Here is an 18045-nt window from a genome sequence, read left to right as displayed (position 1 = left end):
CGCTGCCAGAGGAGCCCCATGTCCGCAGAACCCCGCCTTCGCGGACCAAAATTCTCCACGCTCACCTGGACCGTGCTCGGCTTGTCACAGGTGTTGTTACTCGTGGCCGCGTCGACCAGCGGGTTTTCCGGCCTGTTCCTGACGATTGGCTCGATCGGCGCCTTTACCGCTATCTATGTGTTGACCACCGGCCGACGCTCGTGGGCCGTCATACCCACACGCAAGATTGCGAGTGTCGTTCTGGCCGGGGCGCTCGTTGTGGTCGTTGTCGGATCGTCGCTGGCACCGGCATCCGTCGACGCGAACCTGGCCAGCACGAGTGCGCAACCGACCGCAACGGCCACCCCTTCCGCGACGCCAAGCCCGACTCCGAGCCCGACGCCGTTGGCATTCACCGTCGAAGCGCCAACCGATCCAGCCACGAGCACACCGGCACCGGAGGCCGCGAGCATCGTTCTGGCCGATACGTCAGGGACCGACACCACAGCGGTGGCGCTGCTGGCGACGCTGCTGGTGAAGGGGCGTTCACCCAAGACCGGCTACGACCGCAGCGGCGGCTTCGGCACGGCCTGGCTCGACGTTGACCAAAACGGATGCGATACCCGTAACGACATCCTGGCCCGCGACCTGACCAACATCGCGAAGCAAGGCGGCTGCCGGGTCGTGACCGGCACGCTGACCGGCCCATACACGGGAAAAACGATCAACTTTGTGCGCGGAACGGCGACGTCGTCGCTCGTGCAAATCGACCACGTGGTGGCACTATCGAATGCTTGGCAAACCGGTGCCCAGCAACTGAGCCAGGCCCAGCGAGTGTCGCTCGCGAACGATCCGCTCAATCTGCTGGCCGTGGACGGACGCACGAACTCGAGCAAGGGTGACGGCGACACGGCCACCTGGTTGCCGCCGCTGAAACCGTACCGATGCGCTTACGTGGCACGGCAGATTTCCGTGAAGGCGACCTACGGGCTATGGGTGACGCAGGCCGAGCACGACGCGATGACCCGTATTTTGACGGCTTGCCCCGACGAGCGGGCGACGGCATCCGTTTTCGCGCCGGCTCCCGCTCCCGTTGTCGTCGTCCCCGTTCCGGTTGCCGGGCCTGCGCCCATGGTCGTGGTGCCCGTTCCGGTCGCCGTCGAGCCGGCACCCGTGGCACCGGTTGCGCCGGCACCCGCCAGCGCCTACTACAAGAACTGTGACGCGGCGCGTGCTGCTGGAGCAGCTCCGGTACACACGGGGGACGCCGGGTATGGGCGTCACCTCGACCGGGACGGCGACGGCGTCGGCTGCGAAAGCTAGCTGACCAGGCTGGCCGAACCAGCCGTCATGGCGTGCGCAATCCCCAACCATAGAGCGGATGCCGCCCCGCCGGTCTGCCCGGTCGCCTCCGCGTCGACGGCCACCGCGACCGCCCGCTCAGAACCCGCGTCCGCCGGCTTAGAACCCGCGTCGCCCCGCGAACAGCGCGTGCAGCAGGGGGACGACCGACGCGACCATGAATACGGTGCCCAGCACCGCGTCATCCGCTCGCAGCAGGACGCCGGCGATGAGCAGCGCAGCGAACAGCAGCGCGGATACCGCTTGCCGCAGGGTGCGCTCGAGGCGGGCGACGCGCTTCTCGAGGCCCGGGCTGGCAACCGCAACGGAGCCGTCTTCGATCCGGGTGATCAATCCGTCGAGGCGCTTGGGCAGGCGAACGGCGATGCCGACCGTCTCCGCCGCCTGCTTCGCGATGTCCTGCACGAAGTTGCCGCTCTCGTCGCGCAGCAGCTGCGCCGCGTAAGGCTCGACGGAATCCCAGAGGTTGAACGCGGGATTGAGCGCGCTGGCCACGCCGGAGGTGAGCGACATGGCTCGGATGATGAGCAGAAAGTTCTCGGGCAGCTGGAACGGCAGCGAGCGCACCACGTCGCCGAACTGCACCGCGAATTCGCGGAACTCTCGCGGGTCCACCTCGCGCAACTCGGCGAAACCCATGCCACCAAACCGGGCGAACAGAGTGGTCATGGCCCGTTCGAGCTCGGTCGTCTCGGCCGAAGGCAGGAGCACGCCGACATCGTTCATGGCATTGACCAGGCCGCGCCCATCGCGTGAGGCGGCTGCAATGAGCATTTTGCGCAGCCCGGTGCGCGTGCTGGTGGGCACCTCGCCCATCATGCCGAAGTCAATGAAGGTCAGTTTCCAGCCGCGCTCGTTGTCGGCGTCCGGGGTGACGAAGATGTTGCCGGGGTGCGGATCGGCGTGGAAGAAGCCCATCGTGAACATCTGGTCGAACATGACCTCGGCGAAGACCGGAGCCACCTCGGCCGGGTCGATGCCGGCCTTGATCAGGGCGTCGACGTCGGTGATCTTGATCGCCGTGACATCTTCGAGAGTGAGCACCTTGCGGGTGGTTCGTTCCCAGACGACACCGGGAACACCGACTCGGTCGTCATCGGGAAAGGCCGCTGCGAAACGTTCGGAGCTGCTCGCCTCGTGCAGGTAGTCGATCTCTTCGAGGCTCGTCTGTGCGAACTCTTCGACCAGCGCCGGCATGTCGACCCGGTTGGAGACGAGTTTCACATGGCTGAGCCAGCCTCCCACCTTGCGCAGCGCTGCAAGGTCGACGTCGATGATTTCGTCGATTCCCGGGCGCTGCACCTTGATAATGACCCCGTCGAGCCCCGTGTCAGCAGCATCGAGCGCGGTGAGCCGGGCTCGATGTGCCTGCCCGAGGGATGCCGCCGCTACCGGCGTCTCGTCGACCGACGTAAAGGCCCGTTCGAGCGGCATGCTCAACTCCGCCTCGACAGCAGCGCGAATGGCCGCAAACGATACCGGCGCGACTTCGTCCTGCAGCCCCTCGAGCTCTTTAGTGATCTCGGGCGGCAGCACGTCAAGGCGCGATGACATGAACTGCCCGACCTTGATCATGAGACCGCCAAGGTCGGCCGCGAGCACGTGAAAACCCTTCGCGAAGCGCTGCATCCGCTTGGAGCGTGTGCGCTCGGCGATCTTCACCAGCCCGATGCGAGGCAGGAACAACTCGAACCACCACGTTATGGCGAGATACCAGCTGGCAAAACGCAGAATGCGGCGGTACCGGGCGCGCATGTTGCCCGCGCCCGAATTCGAATCGTAGCTACCTCGACGAGCCAGCGGCACCCGTCAGTCCTGGGCGAGGATCGAGTAGAGCTTGCGACGCGCGTCGTCGAGCACGGTTACAGCCTCTTTGATCTGTTCCGGCGATCCGGTGCGACCGACCTGAGCAGCAGCCTGGGCGAGTTCGATGCCCGCCTTCGGCAGCGCCGTGTGGCCGTGTGACCCGGTGGAGCTCGTCGCCGCCCACGGGGCGCTCGTGTCGGCGTCAGCGACTGCCGCGCGACCCTCATCGGTGAGCGAGTAGATCTTGCGACCGTTGTTCTCTTCGGCGCTGATCAGGCCCTCATCAGCCAGCAGCTGCAGCGTGGGGTAGACCGAGCCGGCGCTGGGCTTCCAGCTGCCGCCGCTGCGCTCTTCGATTTCGTGGATGATCTGGTAGCCGTGCATCGGCTGCTCCGCCAGCAGGGCGAGCACCGCCGTGCGCACCTCGCCGCGACCGGCTCGGGTGGCCGTGCCTGCCTGCTTCTCGAAGCGGGAGCGGAACTGTTCCATGGCCTGCCAGATGCCGTCCATGTTGGCGGCGTTGAACCCGCCGGTGGGGAATGTGTTGCCCATGATTACCTCCTCGGTATGACGTGCGAACGATATACAGCGATAGGTTCAACGATACCCAGCGATCGCCTCGAGCGTTACCCCAGAACGGATGCTCAGGGCTGGCTCCCAGACACCGCCGACCGATCATGGCAACTCTGTGTCAGGCGCCGTTTGCGTGCCGCAGCGCCAGCATCCGCTTGAAGCGTGCGCGTTGGAACAGCAGGAGAAATGCGACGAGGGCCGCGGCACCGACCGCGCTGGCCACCCACACGTACCAAGCCTGCCCGGCTATCGCGAACAGCACCAGGCCGACCGTGATCACCAGCGACATTATGGCCAAGGTGAGGTGCTCCAGTCCCGCCAGCAACGGCTCGCCGGCGCCGAGCACCGCCGCCGCGACGTGCAGCCGCAACTCGTCGATCAGCCCGGCTGCCAGGTATTGCCGCGCAGTGGCGGCCCCGCCCGCAATCGCGACCTCGCGATCCCCCGCAACGGCGCGAGCTTGCTCAATCGTCGCCTCGATGCCAGCGGTCACGAGCGTGAAGGTCGTGCCGCCTTGCATCACGAGCGGGGCGCGCGGGTAGTGCGTCAGTACGAACACCGGTGCGTGGTACGGCGGGTCGTCGCCCCACCAGCCCGTCCACTCGTCGTCCCACTCGCCACGGCCTGGACCGAACATGTTGCGCCCCATGATGTAGGCGCCCGCGGTCGCGATGGCGGCGATTTCGGCGGCGTTCTCATCGGGCCGCTCGAAACGCCAGCGGGCCAGTCGTTCGCCGCCCTCGCCCAGCGGATGCTGCAGGCTCTGATTCACGCCGGCCGCGTAGCCGTCCTCCGCGACCATCATGTCGCAGGTCACTGTCATATCGTGCGCTCCTCTCTGTGTGGTACGGAACGCTTATCGCGGCGTTCGCAACCGAATTGCACCCTTGGCGGTTGACGGGTCGACCACGACGCCGCCCTGGGTGATCTGTAATTCGCCGCGGGCGACCATGCGCCGTGCGGCTCGTCGGGCCGGCTCCATCAGGTCGCGCCACTCCTCGCCGCCGATGGCGCGCGCCGCGTCAGACGGACAGATCGTGGCATCGCGTGCCCGTTCGTGAAGCAACGTCACGATGGTCGTTTCGAGCTGGAGGTCTGTCGTGTTGACCCCGTGTGAGCGGCAGGCTGCCGAGCAGTACTTCACCGAGTCCCAGTTGTGAGCCCACTTCGCACGCCACTCGATGCGTCGCCCACACGACGCGCAGGTCTTATCCGCCCGATCGGTTACGGGGTCAGCATCGGCACGGTGCCGTTGACGGTGGGCCATGGCCTCTATCTTGCCCGGAGTCCTGAGTTTGTGCCACGCTGGCGCTAGCGCCGTGCGGGCAGCAGCCACCTGCGAGAATGGAACCACCATGAAGACCCTTCTCAACATCATCTGGCTCGTGCTGTCAGGCTTCTGGCTGTTCCTCGGCTACATGCTGGCAGCCGCAATCATGTGCATTCTCATCGTGACGATCCCCTGGGGAATCGCCGCGGCACGCATCGGCGTCTACGCGCTCTGGCCGTTCGGCAAGACCGTGGTCGACGCCCCGGGCGCCGGCGCCGCGTCACTGCTCGGCAATGTCGTCTGGGTGATTCTGGCCGGCTGGTGGATCGCCCTCGAGCACCTGCTCTCCGGCATCGCCCTCTGCGTGACGATCATCGGCATCCCGTTCGGCATCGCCAACTTCAAGCTGATTCCGGTCGCGCTCATGCCGCTCGGCAAGCAGATCGTCGACACGCCGTAGTGTCGTAGGCAAGTCTCGCCTCCACTTCGAGCAATTACATTACCCAGTCGAACGCCTTCGCGGGTGAACGGGCGCCCTGAGCGGCCTTCGACCGGTTTGGCTCGTCGAGCTCCGACAGTAGCCCCTCTGTGAAGCTCACGAGCGCCCTGAAAATGGAAGGGGTGAGCCACCGCGGACGGGTAGCGAAGAGGATGTCCTCGCTCGCCGTGTTTCCGCTGGCGCCGGGAGCGAACGGGCATCCGCCCAGACCGCCCAGGGCGCCGTCCACCATAGTGGCCCCGGCCGAGATGGCCGAAAGAGTGTTCGCCACGCCGAGCCCCCACGTGTCGTGCCCGTGGAACACGATCTCCCGTGAAGGTGTCTCAAGGCGCACCCGGCTGATCAGCGACGCTACCTGCGCGGGCACCGCCTGCCCGAGCGTGTCACAGATCACGACGTGCGAGGCGCCGAGCGCGCGTTCATCCTGCGCGATCGCGAGCACCCGCGACGGAGCCACGTGACCGTCGAACGGACACGTGAACGACGTGGCGATGCACAGCTGGATCTGCCCATCCACGTCACGGCTGATCTCCACGGCCGCTGGCATGGCGGCGAGGCTCGCCTCGGTCGTGCGACCAATGTTGGCCTGATTGTGGGCATCCGTTGCGGAGAAGCAGTACTGAAAGTTGCGGGCACCGGCGGCGGCGGCGCGCTCCACATGCCGCGGCGTGGCGACCCACACCCAGCACCGCGCAAGCTCAGCGGGCGTGAGCTCCGCGAGCACCTCGAGAGTGTTCGCCATGGAGGGTACGAGGTCGGGCCGGGCCATCGACCCGATCTCCAGCGACTCCACCCCAAGCGCGAGCAATGACCGAATGGTCTCGAGCTTGCGCTCGGTGGAGAGCATGCCGCCGGTGAGTTGCAGGCCGTCGCGCAGGGTGACGTCGCGCAGCACCGCGGCGGGTTCGAGGGTGAACATCAGGCGGGCTGCAATTCGCTCATGATGTGGTCTATCTCGGCAGAGCTCTTGCCGAGAACCGCAGACAGCACCTCTCGGGTGTGTTCCCCGAGGTCTGGCCCGAGGGTCTTGATGTCGAGCGAGCGTTCGCCGATCACCGGCACAATGCCAGGGAAACCCACGCCAGGCAAGACCTGTGCCCCATCGGAGACATCGAAGCGCTGGATCATGTTGCGCGCCTCGTACTGCGCGTCCGCGCAGATATCGGCAGCCGTATATATACGACCAGACGGAACCCCCGCCTCCTCCAACACGGCCAAAGCCGCAGCTGCCGAAAGCCCCAACGTCCACCCCCCGATCGCGGCGTCGAGCTCATCCCGCCGCCGCCACCGCGCCGCATTGTTCTGCAACCCTGGGTCGAGCCCGAGGTCATCGCGGCCGATCACCTGCATGTAGCGCTGGTAAATAGCATCCGCGTTGCCAGCGATCACGATGCTCGCGCCGTCACCGCAGAGGTAGGCGTTGGTGGGGGCGATGCCGTCCATCCGCCCGCCGACACGCTCCCGCGCCACGCCATACGCCGAATAGTCGGGTATCAGCGATTCCATCATCGACAGCATCGATTCGTTGAGCGCCACGTCGATGACGCGTTCGTGCAACTCGAGCGCAGCATCCGTTCGCCCCTGACGCACCTCGCGCTGAAACAGGGCCATCACCGAGCCGAAGGCCGCGTAGAGCCCGGCGATCGAGTCGCCGATCGACACGCCGACCCGCACGGGAGGCCGGTCGGGGTCGCCCACGAGGTCGCGAAAGCCGCCCATCGCCTCGGCGACTGCGGCGAATCCGGGGCGCTGCGAGAGCGGCCCGGTCTGCCCGAACGCCGACACCCGGGTGAGAATGAGGTCGGGATTCACCGCGTTCAACTCGGCGGGCCCGAGTCCCCACTTCTCCAACGTGCCCGGCCGAAAGTTCTCGAGCACTACGTCGCAGTGCGCCACGAGTTCCAGCACGATGTCCCGCCCCAGCTCGGTCTTGAGGTCGAGCACGATCGACTTCTTGTTGCGGTTGATCGTGCGAAACAGCATTGACGTGCTGCCAGCGTGCAGCCGCCAGTTGCGCAGCTCGTCTCCGGTTCCGGGGCGCTCCACCTTGATCACCTCGGCGCCGAAATCGGCCAGCATGCGCCCGGCCGTGGGCGCGGCGATGAAGTTGCCGAGTTCGAGCACACGCACTCCGGTGAGCGGGGCCACGTTGGTCATATCAAGTCCTTTCGAGCGGATGCTGTGCGCCTATTTTCCGCCGACGAACTCGTTGGTGTAGGTGGCGGCGAGGTCGATCTCGGCGTCACCGACCTCCGGGTTGGCGATGCGCTGCGTGTCGAGCACGGCCTCGGCACCGGCCTCGCTGTTGCGTCCGTCTTCGGTGAGCTGCGGCTTGAGTTCCTCAATGAGCGCGGCGTAGCGTTCGAGGTCTCCGCCGCTGAAGGTCTCCGGCATCTCGGCCGCGATCTCGGCTCCGGTGTGCTCGGCAATGTAGGCGAGCGTCTTGGTGAGCACGTTCGCGAGTTTCTGGGCGGTCTCGGGGTTCTTCGCGAGCCAGTCGCTCTGCGCGTAGAACGACGACGACGGCCACATGTCGGTATCGTAGTGCTCCTCCACGCCCGCGGGCGAGCGCAGGTCGGCGAGGCTCACGGTTTCGGCGCCGGTGCGCTCCGCGAGCACGGACACATCGGGTTCGAGCATCACGCCGGCCACAACTCCACCCGACTCCATGGCAGCCACAGCGGATGCTCCGGCCCCCATCGCGACGACACTGACGCCATCGGGGTTCAAGCCCGCCTCCTCGAGCAGAAAGCGCAGCATAGTGTGGGTGGAGGAGCCCGGCGCAGTGACGCCAACACTCTTGCCGATGAGGTCGTCGAGGGACTTGATCTTTGAGGTTGATCCGGGAGCCACGACGAGGGCGATGGCGGGCGACTTGCCCATCTGCACGAACGAGGTGATGCTCTGGTTCTTCGCCTGCATCTGAATGGTGTGCTCGTAGTAGCCGCTCACCACGTTCACGCTGCCGCCGAGCAGCGCGGTGAGGGCCTTCGACCCGCCCTGCAGATCTTGCAGATCAACGTCGAGCCCCTCCTCCTCGTAATAGCCGAGCTGTTCGGCGAGGGTGGTGGGCAGGTAAGTGAGCAGGGTCTGACCGCCGATACCGATGGCGACTTTAGGGGTGGCTGCGGCATCCGCTCCCCCGCTTGCGGTACTGCTGCAGCCGGCAAACAGGGTGGCGGTGAGCAACGCTGCGGCGGCCACGGTGAACTTTTTGGGCAGGGACACGGTGTTCTCTTTCTCTAGGAAGATCAGTATTTACGCGCCGGGAACCGGGCGCCAGCGCAGCAGGTAGCGTTCGAGCCGGTTCACGCCGAGATCGACGAAGAGCACCACGATCATGAGGATGAACATGCCCGCGAACACGCCTTCGGTGTCAAACACGCCCTGAGCCTGAGCGATGACGTAGCCGACGCCGGCCGCGGCGCCGAGGTATTCGCCCACGACCGCGCCCACAATGGCGAAGCCGACGCTGATGTGCAGGCTGGAGAAGATCCAGGTGAGGGCGCTCGGCAGCACGACGTGCTGAATGAGGTGGCGTTCGGTGGCGCCGAGCATGCGGGCGTTGTCGAGCAACACCTTGTCGACGCTTTTCACGCCCTGCAGCACGTTGAAGAACACGATGAAGAAGACCAGGGTGACGCCGAAGGCCACCTTGGATTCGATACCGAGCCCGAACCACAAGAGGAAGATGGGCGCGAGCACCACGCGGGGCAGGGCGTTGAACATTTGCACGAACGGTTCGAACAGCCGCTCGAGAAAACGCACCCTGGCCAGCAGAAAGCCGAGAATGAGGCCGAGCCCGGTACCGATGATGAAGGCGTAGAGGGCTTCCTGCAGGGTGATCCACAGGTGCGGAAAGATGAAGCCGGTCGTGATCCAGTCCCACACGGCCACGCCGATGGCGCTCGGCAGCGAGAAGAAGAACGTATCGATCACGCCGGCCCGGCCGAGAATCTCCCAGGCACCGAGCACCACCGCGGTGAGCAGTAGCTGGTAGAAGCGCATCAGCACCGCGGGCGTTTCGCCGCGAGGTCGGGCCGAGCCGCTGCGGGGCGGGCGGGTAGCGGATGCGGCGGGAGCGGCATCCGCTCGAGTGGTCGTCGTTGACATGTCAGGCGGCCTGTGCCGCGTAGGTCTTAGCCACTTCGTCGCGCAGCTTGCCCCATATCTCGCGGTGCAGTTCGACGAACTGCGGATCGTCGCGAATCTCGAGCAGGTTGCGCGGGCGCGGCAGAGTGATGTCATAGCGGGCCACCACGTGGCTCGCCGGGCCGGCACTGAGCAGCACGACCTCATCGCTGAGGGCGATGGCTTCGTCGAGGTCGTGGGTGATGAAGATCACGGCCTTGCCCGACTCCTGCCAGATGTCGAGCAGCTCGTTCTCCATGATCTGGCGGGTCTGCACGTCGAGGGCGGAGAAGGGTTCGTCCATGAGCAGTATGTCGGGGTTCACGATCCAGGCCTGCGCGATGGAGGTGCGCTTGCGCATGCCGCCGCTGAGCTGGTGCGGGTAGCGGTCTTCGAAGTTCGACAGGCCCACCTTGGCGAGCCAGCGACGAGCCTCAGCGGCCGCTTCCTTCTTGCCAACGCCGCGCATGATGAGGCCGAGCGACACGTTGTCGAGCACGGTCTTCCACGGCAGCAGGGCGTCTTGCTGAAACATATACGAGGCCCGGCGGTTGACACCCACCACCGGGGCACCGAAGCTGCGCGCTTCACCCTGGCTCGGCGCCATCAGCCCGGCGGCCATGTTGAGCACCGTGGACTTGCCGCATCCTGTCGGGCCCACGATCGACACAAACTTGCCCGGCATCACCGTGAGGTCGATGCCCTTCACCGCGAAATAGGAGCCGCCCTGCGGCGTCACGAATTCCTTCGTGCAGGCATCGAGCTGGACTGCCGGTTGGTGCGCTGATTCTGTTGACGTCATTGTCATGCATTCCTTACAGGCCGGGTGTCGAGATTCTCACTCACATTGCGAGTGAACCACTCGCGATGTGGTTACATGAACCCTAGTGGCGCTTTGCACCCGAACGCAATGAATAATGGCTCTGTGACAAACGGATGCTTCGCTCGCCCAGCGCAGACAAGGACACCTCGTGACTGAAACAGCTGGTAACCGCATTCTGGTGCTGGGCAAGATTCGCCAGATCATGGACTGCTTCACCGTGGAAGAACCCACCCTGTCGCTGAGCGCGATTCGCCAGCGCGCCGGACTGCCCGAAAGCACCACTCAGCGCCTCGTACAGAACCTGGTGTCGGAGGGCTTTCTCGACCGCGACGGCAGCGGCTACCGCATCGGACTGGGCGTGGCGCGCTGGGCTATCAATGCCACGCAGGGCCTCGACGTGATCCAGGCCTCCCGACCGATGCTGCAGACCCTGCGTGAACACACCCAGGAGTCGTCGGTGCTCTATGTACGCTGGCGGCAGTACCGAACCGTGGTGGCCACGGCCCGCTCGCCGCGCGCCATCTCCCGCGTGCTCGAGGTAGGCACCGTCATGCCGCTGCACCTGGGTTCGGCCGGCAAGGTGTTTCTCGCCTTCGACGAGTTCGCCCGGCAGGAGCTGCTGACCGTTGCGCCTGAGGAGGCGCTGCCCGCCGAGCTGCTGGATCAGATCCGCACCCAGGGCTGGGCGTCATCGTTCGAGGAGCGCGAACCCGAGGTTGCCTCGGTGAGCTCCCCCGTATTCGACCACCATGGCAACGTGGTGGCTGTGGTGGGCATCGTGGCCCCGTTCTCGAGGCTCAACGAAGCGACCGCGATTCCGGGGTATACGGAGCCGGTCGTGGAGGCCGCCGCGCTGATCTCCGCTGCCCTGGGTTTCGAACAGTAGAACTTCCTGCGGAGCGCGCGGCGCAGGTTCGGCAGCGCCCGTTCCGGAAAAAAGCGGATGCCGTCTCCTTTGGCAAGAAATTCCGCAAGTGAGGCGCAAATCGGGCGCAAATAGCCCTCGACTTTGTGGTGCCATTATTGACACCGTTGTGTCTGGCTTCGGCAGAGCCGCTGTTGAGCGCGATGCGGGCGAATCCGAGAAATGTCCACTACGCCGCCCTTCTCAAGGTCTGCGAGCACTTCTTTGGCGCCGCTTGGCAAGCCGGCACCAGTCACGCCATCTTTCGAACACCCTGGCCAGGCATCCCTCGGGTAAGCATTCAAAATGACCACGGAACTGCCAAGCCCTACCAAGTGGGGCAAGTGCTCGCAGCAATCGACAAACTGGAAGGAGAACCCCAAGATAACCATCGACCACTACACCTACCGCGTTACTTGGTCTGCCGAAGACGAGGAGTTCGTTGGCCTGGTCTCCCACTTCCCGTCCCTCTCCTGGCTGGCCCCCGGACAGGTTGCTGCCTTGCTCGGAATCCGCAGTCTCACAGCCGACGTCGTCGCCGACCTTCAGCTGTCACAGGAGAAGATCCCGGTTCCGCTCGCCGATCGCGTCTACAGTGGCGAGTTCAAGCTCCGCATCCCGCCCGAGCTGAATCGATCGCTCGCGATGCAGGCCGCCGAGGAACGGGTCAGCCTCAACCGGCTGGTCGCTGCGCGGCTCGCGCGATAGCGTCTGCAAATCGGATGCCGCCTGCAATCAGCGCAGCGGAAACGCACCCGCCAACCGCGCCAGAGCGGCCTCCCCCACGATCGGAATTCCGTAGTCGCGGGCCTTGCGCGCCTTGCCCGACAGCGAGTCCGGGTCGGCGGCCACGAGCAGCGTCACTTTTTTGGTCACCGCACTTTTCGGCGCGAAGCCGCGGGCCAGCAGCTCCGATTCCCAGTCGCTGCGGGGTCGGGTCATCTCGCCGGTCAGCACCACGAGGTCGCCGAGGTGCAGTTCGAAGTGTGTACTCGTCACGGTGACGACTGCCGTTTCCGGCTGGTCGAGCCCGGCGTCGAGGGCATCCGCTGAGATGTCGAGCAGGTTGGCGACGTCGACAAGGTCGGCCATCTCATCCGTGGTGAGAATACCGTCGGCCCAGGCGATGCGGGCGAGCGCGGCGAAATACTCGCCGTGCAGCAGCTCGCAGCGGTGGCGGCTGAGGCCGAGCTCCTCGGCGAGCTGCACGAGCGCCTGCGCTTCGTGCGCCGAGAGCTTTCGGTCGAGCAGGCAGCGATCGAGCAGGGCGAGGTAGTCCTGGTGTTCGGCCGGTCCGGTGATCTCGGGCAGTCGCACGCTGATGCGTTCCAGAAAAGCGGATGCCGTCTGCTCCGTCGCGAATTCCGGCCGCGGGTACCACGGGCGCTCCGGCAACGACAGGGTCGGCCAGCGGTAGGCGGCGGCATGGTGAAGGGCGTCGGCCCACAGGAGCGGATCGGCGGCACCAATGATGTAGTTACTGAGTAATTGCGCGGTGGCGTAGGTATCGACCGAGGCTCGGTGGGCGCCGGTGAGATCGATGTCGTAGGCGGCGCAGCAGTCGGCGAGCGACCGACCGGTACCGGGTAGAAAGTCACGGGCGAGCTGCATGGTACACAGGCTGATCACCGGTTCGAAAATCGGGTAGCCGGCGCGGGCGAGTTCGGCGAGTAAAAAGCGGGTGTCGAAGGCGGCGTTGTGGGCCACGATGACGCGGCCGTCCAGCAGCGCCACGAGCTGCGGGGCAATCTCGTAGAAGCTGGGCGCGTTCATGACATCGGCGGCGCGCACGCGGTGGATATCCTGACGCCCGAGGTCTCGCCCGGGGTTGATGAGCGTCTCCCACTGCCCTTCGATCTGTCCGTCAGCGCTGACATGCGCGACGGCGACCTCGATGGCACGATCGTGGCCACCCGCGAAGAGTCCGGTGGTCTCGAAGTCGATGACGGCGAAACCGGGCATGGTACTCCTGAGCTGAGGGTGGTGGTTCCTTGACTGTAGCGAGGAGGCAGGCGCAACCGCGGCCCACAGACGAGGGGCGTCAGCGGTTGCGGCGGTGAAGCCGTTTAGCCCAGGCTCGCTCGGTGGGCCGCCGCATCGAACTCCGCGGTGAGCTGCCGAAGTTGCAGCACCTTCAGTGACGCGGCGAAGGCTCGTTCAAACGCGGCAGCATCCTTCGAGCGGATGCCGTAGAGCCGACTCACCCACTCCCCCACGTGCAGCTCGATCCGGCTCCAGAGCAGGCCGCGGGTGACGGTGAGAATCTCGACGTCCTCGACCGCGGTCACGATAGGGACGCCGCCCAGGGTGACCGTGAGGGTGCCGCCGTCGAGGGCGAGTTTCCAGTCGCCGGAGCTGGTGAGGGCCTTGCCCCAGGCGGATGGCTGCCAGGTTGGCGGCATGCTGGCTGTCCTCTCGCTAGCTCGACGCGTTCGATCCGGTTGCAGGACGCGGCTGACTGGCCGTGCATTCCAACAATCGTCCTGACTACGCGAGGCGGGCTTCAACCCGCACTTCGCACTCTAGCTGACACGTAGCCGGCCCGCGGCCCTCGGACAGGGCCAATTTTGGGGAGGCTCTGGCTAATCAGAGCGCCTCGGCTTCGTGGGTGGAGAGCTGCCGGTCGAGCAGGCAGCGGTCGAGCAACGCGAGGTAGTCCTGCTGTGACGTCGAAGGCGGCGTTGTGGGCCACGATAACGCGGCCGTCGAGCAGCACCACGAGCTACTCGTACACGTCCCGACGATGGCCGACGGTGACCACGACCACCACCAGAATGTCGTTGCGAATGGTGTAGATAATCCGATAGCTGCCCACCCGCACCCGATAGCCGTCCCGTCCTTGCAGCGCTCTCGCCCCGGGCGGGCGAGGGTCTTCGCCCAGCAGGGCGATGGCGCCTTGTACCCGACCGCGGTCCTGCGGATCAATGCGACGCAAAGCTTTGACCGCTGCCGGGCGCAATTCGATCCGGTATTTGCTCACATCCAGCCTAGATCCGCTTTGACCTGCTCCCAGGGAATGTTGTCGCCCTCGTCGGCCATCGCCACATCAAACGCCGCGACATCCTCAGCATCCTCAAGCGCTTCTTGCATGCGCGCGTACTGCTCAGGGCTCACCAGCACAGCAGCGACTTTTCCGCGACGCTCCAAGAAAACGGCCTCTGAGCTGGCCTGGGCAATCAACTCGGGTAGGCGCGCCCTGGCGTCGGTGACGCTTGACTTCGACATGCCTCAAATGTACATCAGCGTGATTGCAATGTACATGTGCAGTGCAGATCTGCAGCCGGGCGCACGGCAACGGCCAAACGGCGTCTGTTAGGCGCCGTCCGCGTGCGCTCGTGCCGCCATCCGCTGTGCACGGGCACGTTGAAAGAGCACGAAAAGTGCCACGAGGACTGCGGCACCAACACCGCTGGCGGTCCACACATACCAGTCGTTGCCCCGCACACATTGCGGCCACGCCCACCAGGGGCCAGGCCGCCGCCTCAAGCAGTTGGTCATAACCGTTCGCGAAAGACAATGTCACCGGATAACCGGGTGTCAGCGGTTGCGACGGTGCGGCGTGAACGGCTTGCGGTACCCGCCGACCGGCTTCACGACCGGCACCGATTCGCTGCCGTCGAGCGCCAGCGTCGTCTTGCAGCGCGGATAGCGGGCGCAGCCAAGAAAGGGGCCGCGCTTACCGGTGCGCTCAACCATGAACCCGCGACCACAGCGCGGGCAGACGATGGACTTCAATTCCTCGCCGATCGCGTTGGTGCGCAGCACGCCCTGGTCGCGAATGAGCTCCATCACGAAGCGGGATTCACGTTTGTCGATGGTGACCAGCAATGCGCTGCGCCGGGCGCGGGTCAGCGCAACATAAAACAGGCGCCGCTCTTCAGCCTTCGGAAATTCTTCGGCCTGCGGCATAGCGAGGCGCAACACCGGATCGTTGGGAATAGTGCTCGGAAATCCCCACTTTCCCGACACCAGACCGGCAATCACGACGTAATCAGCCTCCCCTCCCTTTGAAGTGTGGATGGTCGTGAACGACATCTCGAGCAGGTCAGAGAGGTGTTTACAGCCGTCCAGATAACTACTTTGGTGGCGGTATCGACCGAGCACGAGCACCGACACCGTGCGCCCGTTCGCACTGGGGATGGCGCCGCTGGCCACCCGGCCGTGCAGCTCAGTCAAACGATGACGGATGCCGGCCGCTACGGCCTTATCGGCTTGCACCGTCATGATCTCCACCGTGGGTGGGAACTCGGCGGTCGACGAAACGACGCTCTTGGTGATTTGCGCCGGATTCTGCAAAACGAAGGTGCTGGAGACATCCGCTATGGATTGCGGAAACCGAAAGGTGCGCTCGAGGCGCATGACGTCGCTCGGGCCGAACCAGCTCTCGAAGCCGGTCATGACCGAGAGGTCGGCTCCCGCGAAGCGGTTGATGCTTTGCCAATCATCACCGACCGCGAACAGGTGGCGGCCAGGTGCGGCGACGAGCGCCCGAGCCAAACGGGCGCGGGCGAAGCTGGCGTCCTGAAACTCGTCGACCATCACGAGTTCGTAGGGGCTCTCCCAATCGCCGTTTTCGAGGTGCTGCGCGGCAAGGGTGAGCATGTCTTCGAAGTCGATGCAGTCATCCGCCCGGAGTTTCTCGTTCCATTCTCGGCGGATTACCGCGAATAGTCGCAGAAACGACGCATCGCGGTAACGCACGGGGCCATGAGCCTGTTCGGCCAGGCGAGCGCTGAGCTGTTCGTCGGTGAGACAGTTACTTTTTGCGTGCAGGAGGAAGGTGCGAAAGGTACCGAGCAGAAGGGCGTTTTCGACGGGCTTCTGGCCTACGGCGAGGCGACCAGCGTCCGGCTGCAGCGTGCTACCACGCTCCGTCAGTTCGTGACCCAAGTTGGTCAAGGCGTTTCCGCCCCAGAGCTCCGCCATGGTCGTTTCCAGAAGGGTGGTGCCGTTGCTGCGATGGATGCGCCGCTTCCATGCCACACCATCGAGATAGTCCTCGAACGGCGACAACCCATCGGCATCAATTGCCCAATGCTCGTGGTACGCGTGGATGGCCGGGTAGAAAAAATCCGGCCGGTACTGCGCGTGCTCTGCGTCGACGGTTTCGATTTCGTAGCGCTGCTCGTAGACGTAGTCAACGCCGTTGAAGAACAGCCAGTCGGCGATCATGCGCTCTCCGGCGCTCTTGACGGTTTCACCCTGCGACGTTTTGAAACCCTCACCGGAATCGGACTTCGCCCCGTCATCATCCGGGTAATCGCGGGCAAGCACGGCGCGAAAGAAGTCCCACTCCGAGCGAAACACGACGTCGGTCGCGCGCAGCCGATCCACGATCAGGCAGAGCTGTTCGATGTCACCGCCGCCGTCGAGCCAGGGCGCCGATGACGGCTTCCGCCCGGTGGCCTGGCCGATGATTTCGAGCCCGAAGGCGTGAAAAGTGCGGGCGACGACCTTGTCGGCATCGAGACCGAGCGGTCCGAGGCGGTCGCGCGTGCGTTGTTGCAGTTGTTTGGCCGCCTCCTTGTTGAAGGCCAGCATGAGAATCTTGTCGGCCGGAATGAGGTTGCGGTGCAGGGCGTAACCGGCCTTGGCGACCATGGTGGAGGTTTTGCCCGAGCCCGCCGAGGCGACGACCAGCATGCGGTTGTCGAAGCAGATCACGGCGCGGGTCTGCTCTGGGGTCAGCGGCGAGGATTCCACGTTGTCGAAGAATTCGCGGCACTCATCCGTCTCACGCTCGAGGTGGCTCTGGTTTTCACGCGCGATGACGGCGCGCACGTCTTCTGACCAGTGCGCAATCGTAGCGGCGATGCCGTCGGTCTGGGCGTCAATGTGACGGCGCAAGACCTCGTCGTCGAGCAGTTGACTGAACCCGACGGCAGCCTTGCTGGCGGCCCAGTTCGTGCTGAATCCGGTGGTGATCCAGCCCTTGATTTGCAGGTGTATCGCGAGCGCGTCAGTGAATTCGTTTAGCCAGAGCATCGCTCGGTGAGCCACCGCATCGAACTCCGCGGTGAGCTGCCGAAGTTGCAGCGCCTTCAGTGACGCGGCGAAGGCTCGTTCAAACGCGGCAGCATCCTTCGAGCGGATGCCGTAGAGCCGACTCACCCACTCCCCCACGTGCAGCTCGATCCGGCTCCAGAGCAGGCCGCGGGTGACGGTGAGAATCTCGACGTCCTCGACCGCGGTCACGATAGGGACGCCGCCCAGGGTGACCGTGAGGGTGCCGCCGTCGAGGGCGAGTTTCCAGTCGCCGGAGCTGGTGAGGGCCTTGCCCCAGGCGGATGGCTGCCAGGTTGGGAGTGCGTCGTTGGTCATCGAGACCTGATCAAGAGCTTGATCGTACGTGCGGTAAAAGCAATGAGGGCTACCGGAATCGTAAACCTCAGGATTGTTTGAGCCAAGGAGTTCATTGCCGCGGTTGATTCCGCAGGAACGTTCGACGCATTCAACGCGTACTGCTGGGAGAAATACCGCGTTACGGCCACGAGAACGCTAAAACCCAGCGCCATCCAGAAAAGTTTCAGACAGTTGCTCCGGAGCACCTGTACGACACCATCAAGCAACCAAGAAGCGACGAACGACAAGATGCCAGCCCACAACATTACTGACGCGATCCCTGCAAATTGCGATGCAATCATGGACGAGAAAATGGTCGACCTCCGGGTTACTACATCTCTGTCACGTCGGATTCA

The 18045-nt window shown here is 64.9% G+C and carries 18 protein-coding genes and 1 pseudogene; 4 read left to right on the top strand and 15 right to left on the bottom strand.

The genetic code is table 11. The features are described from left to right. Positions 1–18: 18 nt before the first annotated feature. Positions 19–1302: a DUF1524 domain-containing protein gene (locus tag E3T31_RS06515; protein ID WP_134468025.1), complete on the top strand. Its 1284-nt coding sequence runs from the start codon at positions 19–21 to the stop codon at positions 1300–1302. A gap of 138 nt (positions 1303–1440) precedes the next feature. Here the strand turns inward: E3T31_RS06515 and E3T31_RS06510 are convergent, their stop codons facing one another. The 5 genes and pseudogenes from E3T31_RS06510 to E3T31_RS18240 all read right to left on the bottom strand — a co-directional run. Beyond that, positions 1441–3096: an AarF/ABC1/UbiB kinase family protein gene (locus E3T31_RS06510; protein ID WP_134468024.1), complete on the bottom strand. Its 1656-nt coding sequence runs from the start codon at positions 3094–3096 to the stop codon at positions 1441–1443. Between the two features lie 54 nt (positions 3097–3150). Beyond that, complete coding sequence (locus E3T31_RS06505; protein WP_134468023.1) at positions 3151–3699, bottom strand: PadR family transcriptional regulator; 549 nt, start codon at positions 3697–3699, stop codon at positions 3151–3153. A gap of 139 nt (positions 3700–3838) precedes the next feature. After that, positions 3839–4543 carry a dihydrofolate reductase family protein gene (locus tag E3T31_RS06500; protein ID WP_134468022.1) on the bottom strand — a complete coding sequence of 235 codons (705 nt, stop codon included), beginning with the start codon at positions 4541–4543 and terminating at the stop codon, positions 3839–3841. A 33-nt stretch (positions 4544–4576) separates the two neighbouring features. Next, positions 4577–4864: a DUF3253 domain-containing protein gene (locus E3T31_RS18245; RefSeq protein WP_255454036.1), complete on the bottom strand. Its 288-nt coding sequence runs from the start codon at positions 4862–4864 to the stop codon at positions 4577–4579. Continuing rightward, positions 4847–4987, bottom strand: a pseudogene (locus E3T31_RS18240) (DUF2256 domain-containing protein); the annotation flags it as partial. The gene E3T31_RS18245 and the pseudogene E3T31_RS18240, both read right to left, overlap by 18 nt. Positions 4988–5075: 88 nt before the next feature. Between E3T31_RS18240 and E3T31_RS06490 the strand changes: the two are divergent. Then, entirely contained in the window at positions 5076–5450 is a 375-nt protein-coding gene (locus tag E3T31_RS06490) for a YccF domain-containing protein (RefSeq protein ID WP_134468021.1), read from the top strand. 34 nt (positions 5451–5484) lie between these two features. On the opposite strand, the gene E3T31_RS06485 is transcribed toward E3T31_RS06490, so the two are convergent. Genes E3T31_RS06485 through E3T31_RS06465 form a run of 5 tightly spaced genes read right to left on the bottom strand, consistent with a single transcriptional unit; the run spans position 5485 to position 10422 of the window. Then, entirely contained in the window at positions 5485–6408 is a 924-nt protein-coding gene (locus E3T31_RS06485) for a hydroxymethylglutaryl-CoA lyase (RefSeq protein WP_134468020.1), read from the bottom strand. After that, entirely contained in the window at positions 6408–7646 is a 1239-nt protein-coding gene (locus E3T31_RS06480) for a CaiB/BaiF CoA-transferase family protein (RefSeq protein WP_134468019.1), read from the bottom strand. Before E3T31_RS06480 ends, E3T31_RS06485 begins: the two co-directional genes overlap by 1 nt. A gap of 30 nt (positions 7647–7676) precedes the next feature. Next, positions 7677–8717 (bottom strand): ABC transporter substrate-binding protein, encoded by a 1041-nt coding sequence (locus E3T31_RS06475; RefSeq protein WP_166788409.1) that lies wholly within the window; start codon positions 8715–8717, stop codon positions 7677–7679. A 30-nt stretch (positions 8718–8747) separates the two neighbouring features. Next, positions 8748–9602: an ABC transporter permease gene (locus tag E3T31_RS06470; RefSeq protein ID WP_198416984.1), complete on the bottom strand. Its 855-nt coding sequence runs from the start codon at positions 9600–9602 to the stop codon at positions 8748–8750. Position 9603: 1 nt separating this feature from the next. Continuing rightward, a complete protein-coding gene (locus tag E3T31_RS06465) occupies positions 9604–10422 on the bottom strand; it encodes an ABC transporter ATP-binding protein (protein WP_134468017.1) in 819 nt (272 codons plus the stop codon). Between the two features lie 169 nt (positions 10423–10591). Between E3T31_RS06465 and E3T31_RS06460 the strand changes: the two genes are divergently transcribed. Beyond that, positions 10592–11329 (top strand): IclR family transcriptional regulator, encoded by a 738-nt coding sequence (locus tag E3T31_RS06460; protein WP_134468016.1) that lies wholly within the window; start codon positions 10592–10594, stop codon positions 11327–11329. A 324-nt stretch (positions 11330–11653) separates the two neighbouring features. Further along, positions 11654–12055 (top strand): type II toxin-antitoxin system HicB family antitoxin, encoded by a 402-nt coding sequence (locus E3T31_RS06450; protein WP_134468015.1) that lies wholly within the window; start codon positions 11654–11656, stop codon positions 12053–12055. Between the two features lie 27 nt (positions 12056–12082). Here E3T31_RS06450 and E3T31_RS06445 read toward each other — a convergent pair whose 3' ends face one another. The 5 genes from E3T31_RS06445 to E3T31_RS06425 all read right to left on the bottom strand — a co-directional run bounded on the left by E3T31_RS06445 (position 12083) and on the right by E3T31_RS06425 (position 17668). Further along, on the bottom strand, positions 12083–13309 hold the full coding sequence (locus tag E3T31_RS06445; protein ID WP_134468014.1) for an exonuclease domain-containing protein: 1227 nt from the start codon (positions 13307–13309) through the stop codon (positions 12083–12085). 104 nt (positions 13310–13413) lie between these two features. Further along, positions 13414–13749: a hypothetical protein gene (locus E3T31_RS06440; RefSeq protein WP_134468013.1), complete on the bottom strand. Its 336-nt coding sequence runs from the start codon at positions 13747–13749 to the stop codon at positions 13414–13416. A gap of 320 nt (positions 13750–14069) precedes the next feature. Next, the gene (locus E3T31_RS06435) at positions 14070–14327 is read right to left on the bottom strand and encodes a type II toxin-antitoxin system RelE/ParE family toxin (RefSeq protein ID WP_092338846.1); all 258 of its coding nucleotides are present in this window, start codon (positions 14325–14327) and stop codon (positions 14070–14072) included. Continuing rightward, positions 14324–14572 carry a type II toxin-antitoxin system Phd/YefM family antitoxin gene (locus E3T31_RS06430; RefSeq protein WP_104089781.1) on the bottom strand — a complete coding sequence of 83 codons (249 nt, stop codon included), beginning with the start codon at positions 14570–14572 and terminating at the stop codon, positions 14324–14326. The genes E3T31_RS06435 and E3T31_RS06430 overlap by 4 nt, the downstream gene beginning before the upstream one ends. Positions 14573–14884: 312 nt before the next feature. Beyond that, positions 14885–17668, bottom strand: a complete 2784-nt coding sequence (locus tag E3T31_RS06425) for a UvrD-helicase domain-containing protein (protein WP_134468012.1) — start codon at positions 17666–17668, stop codon at positions 14885–14887. Between the last annotated feature and the right edge of the window lie 377 nt (positions 17669–18045).

It is taken from the genome of Cryobacterium sp. TMS1-13-1, from assembly GCF_004403125.1.
GTDB classification, from domain to species: Bacteria; Actinomycetota; Actinomycetes; order Actinomycetales; family Microbacteriaceae; genus Cryobacterium; species Cryobacterium levicorallinum.
The sequence above is the reverse complement of the archived record's forward strand: the minus strand, read 5'-3'. Positions and strand labels throughout refer to the sequence as shown.

Excerpts from the sequence above, each read along its gene's own strand:
- E3T31_RS06515 (WP_134468025.1), top strand. The coding sequence starts at position 19 with ATGTCCGCAGAACCCCGCCTTCGCGGACCAAAATTCTCCACGCTCACC.
- E3T31_RS06510 (WP_134468024.1), bottom strand. The coding sequence starts at position 3,096 with ATGCGCGCCCGGTACCGCCGCATTCTGCGTTTTGCCAGCTGGTATCTC.
- E3T31_RS06505 (WP_134468023.1), bottom strand. The coding sequence starts at position 3,699 with ATGGGCAACACATTCCCCACCGGCGGGTTCAACGCCGCCAACATGGAC.
- E3T31_RS06500 (WP_134468022.1), bottom strand. The coding sequence starts at position 4,543 with ATGACAGTGACCTGCGACATGATGGTCGCGGAGGACGGCTACGCGGCC.
- E3T31_RS06490 (WP_134468021.1), top strand. The coding sequence starts at position 5,076 with ATGAAGACCCTTCTCAACATCATCTGGCTCGTGCTGTCAGGCTTCTGG.
- E3T31_RS06485 (WP_134468020.1), bottom strand. The coding sequence starts at position 6,408 with ATGTTCACCCTCGAACCCGCCGCGGTGCTGCGCGACGTCACCCTGCGC.
- E3T31_RS06480 (WP_134468019.1), bottom strand. The coding sequence starts at position 7,646 with ATGACCAACGTGGCCCCGCTCACCGGAGTGCGTGTGCTCGAACTCGGC.
- E3T31_RS06470 (WP_198416984.1), bottom strand. The coding sequence starts at position 9,602 with ATGTCAACGACGACCACTCGAGCGGATGCCGCTCCCGCCGCATCCGCT.
- E3T31_RS06465 (WP_134468017.1), bottom strand. The coding sequence starts at position 10,422 with ATGACGTCAACAGAATCAGCGCACCAACCGGCAGTCCAGCTCGATGCC.
- E3T31_RS06450 (WP_134468015.1), top strand. The coding sequence starts at position 11,654 with ATGACCACGGAACTGCCAAGCCCTACCAAGTGGGGCAAGTGCTCGCAG.
- E3T31_RS06445 (WP_134468014.1), bottom strand. The coding sequence starts at position 13,309 with ATGCCCGGTTTCGCCGTCATCGACTTCGAGACCACCGGACTCTTCGCG.
- E3T31_RS06440 (WP_134468013.1), bottom strand. The coding sequence starts at position 13,749 with ATGCCGCCAACCTGGCAGCCATCCGCCTGGGGCAAGGCCCTCACCAGC.
- E3T31_RS06430 (WP_104089781.1), bottom strand. The coding sequence starts at position 14,572 with ATGTCGAAGTCAAGCGTCACCGACGCCAGGGCGCGCCTACCCGAGTTG.
- E3T31_RS06425 (WP_134468012.1), bottom strand. The coding sequence starts at position 17,668 with ATGACCAACGACGCACTCCCAACCTGGCAGCCATCCGCCTGGGGCAAG.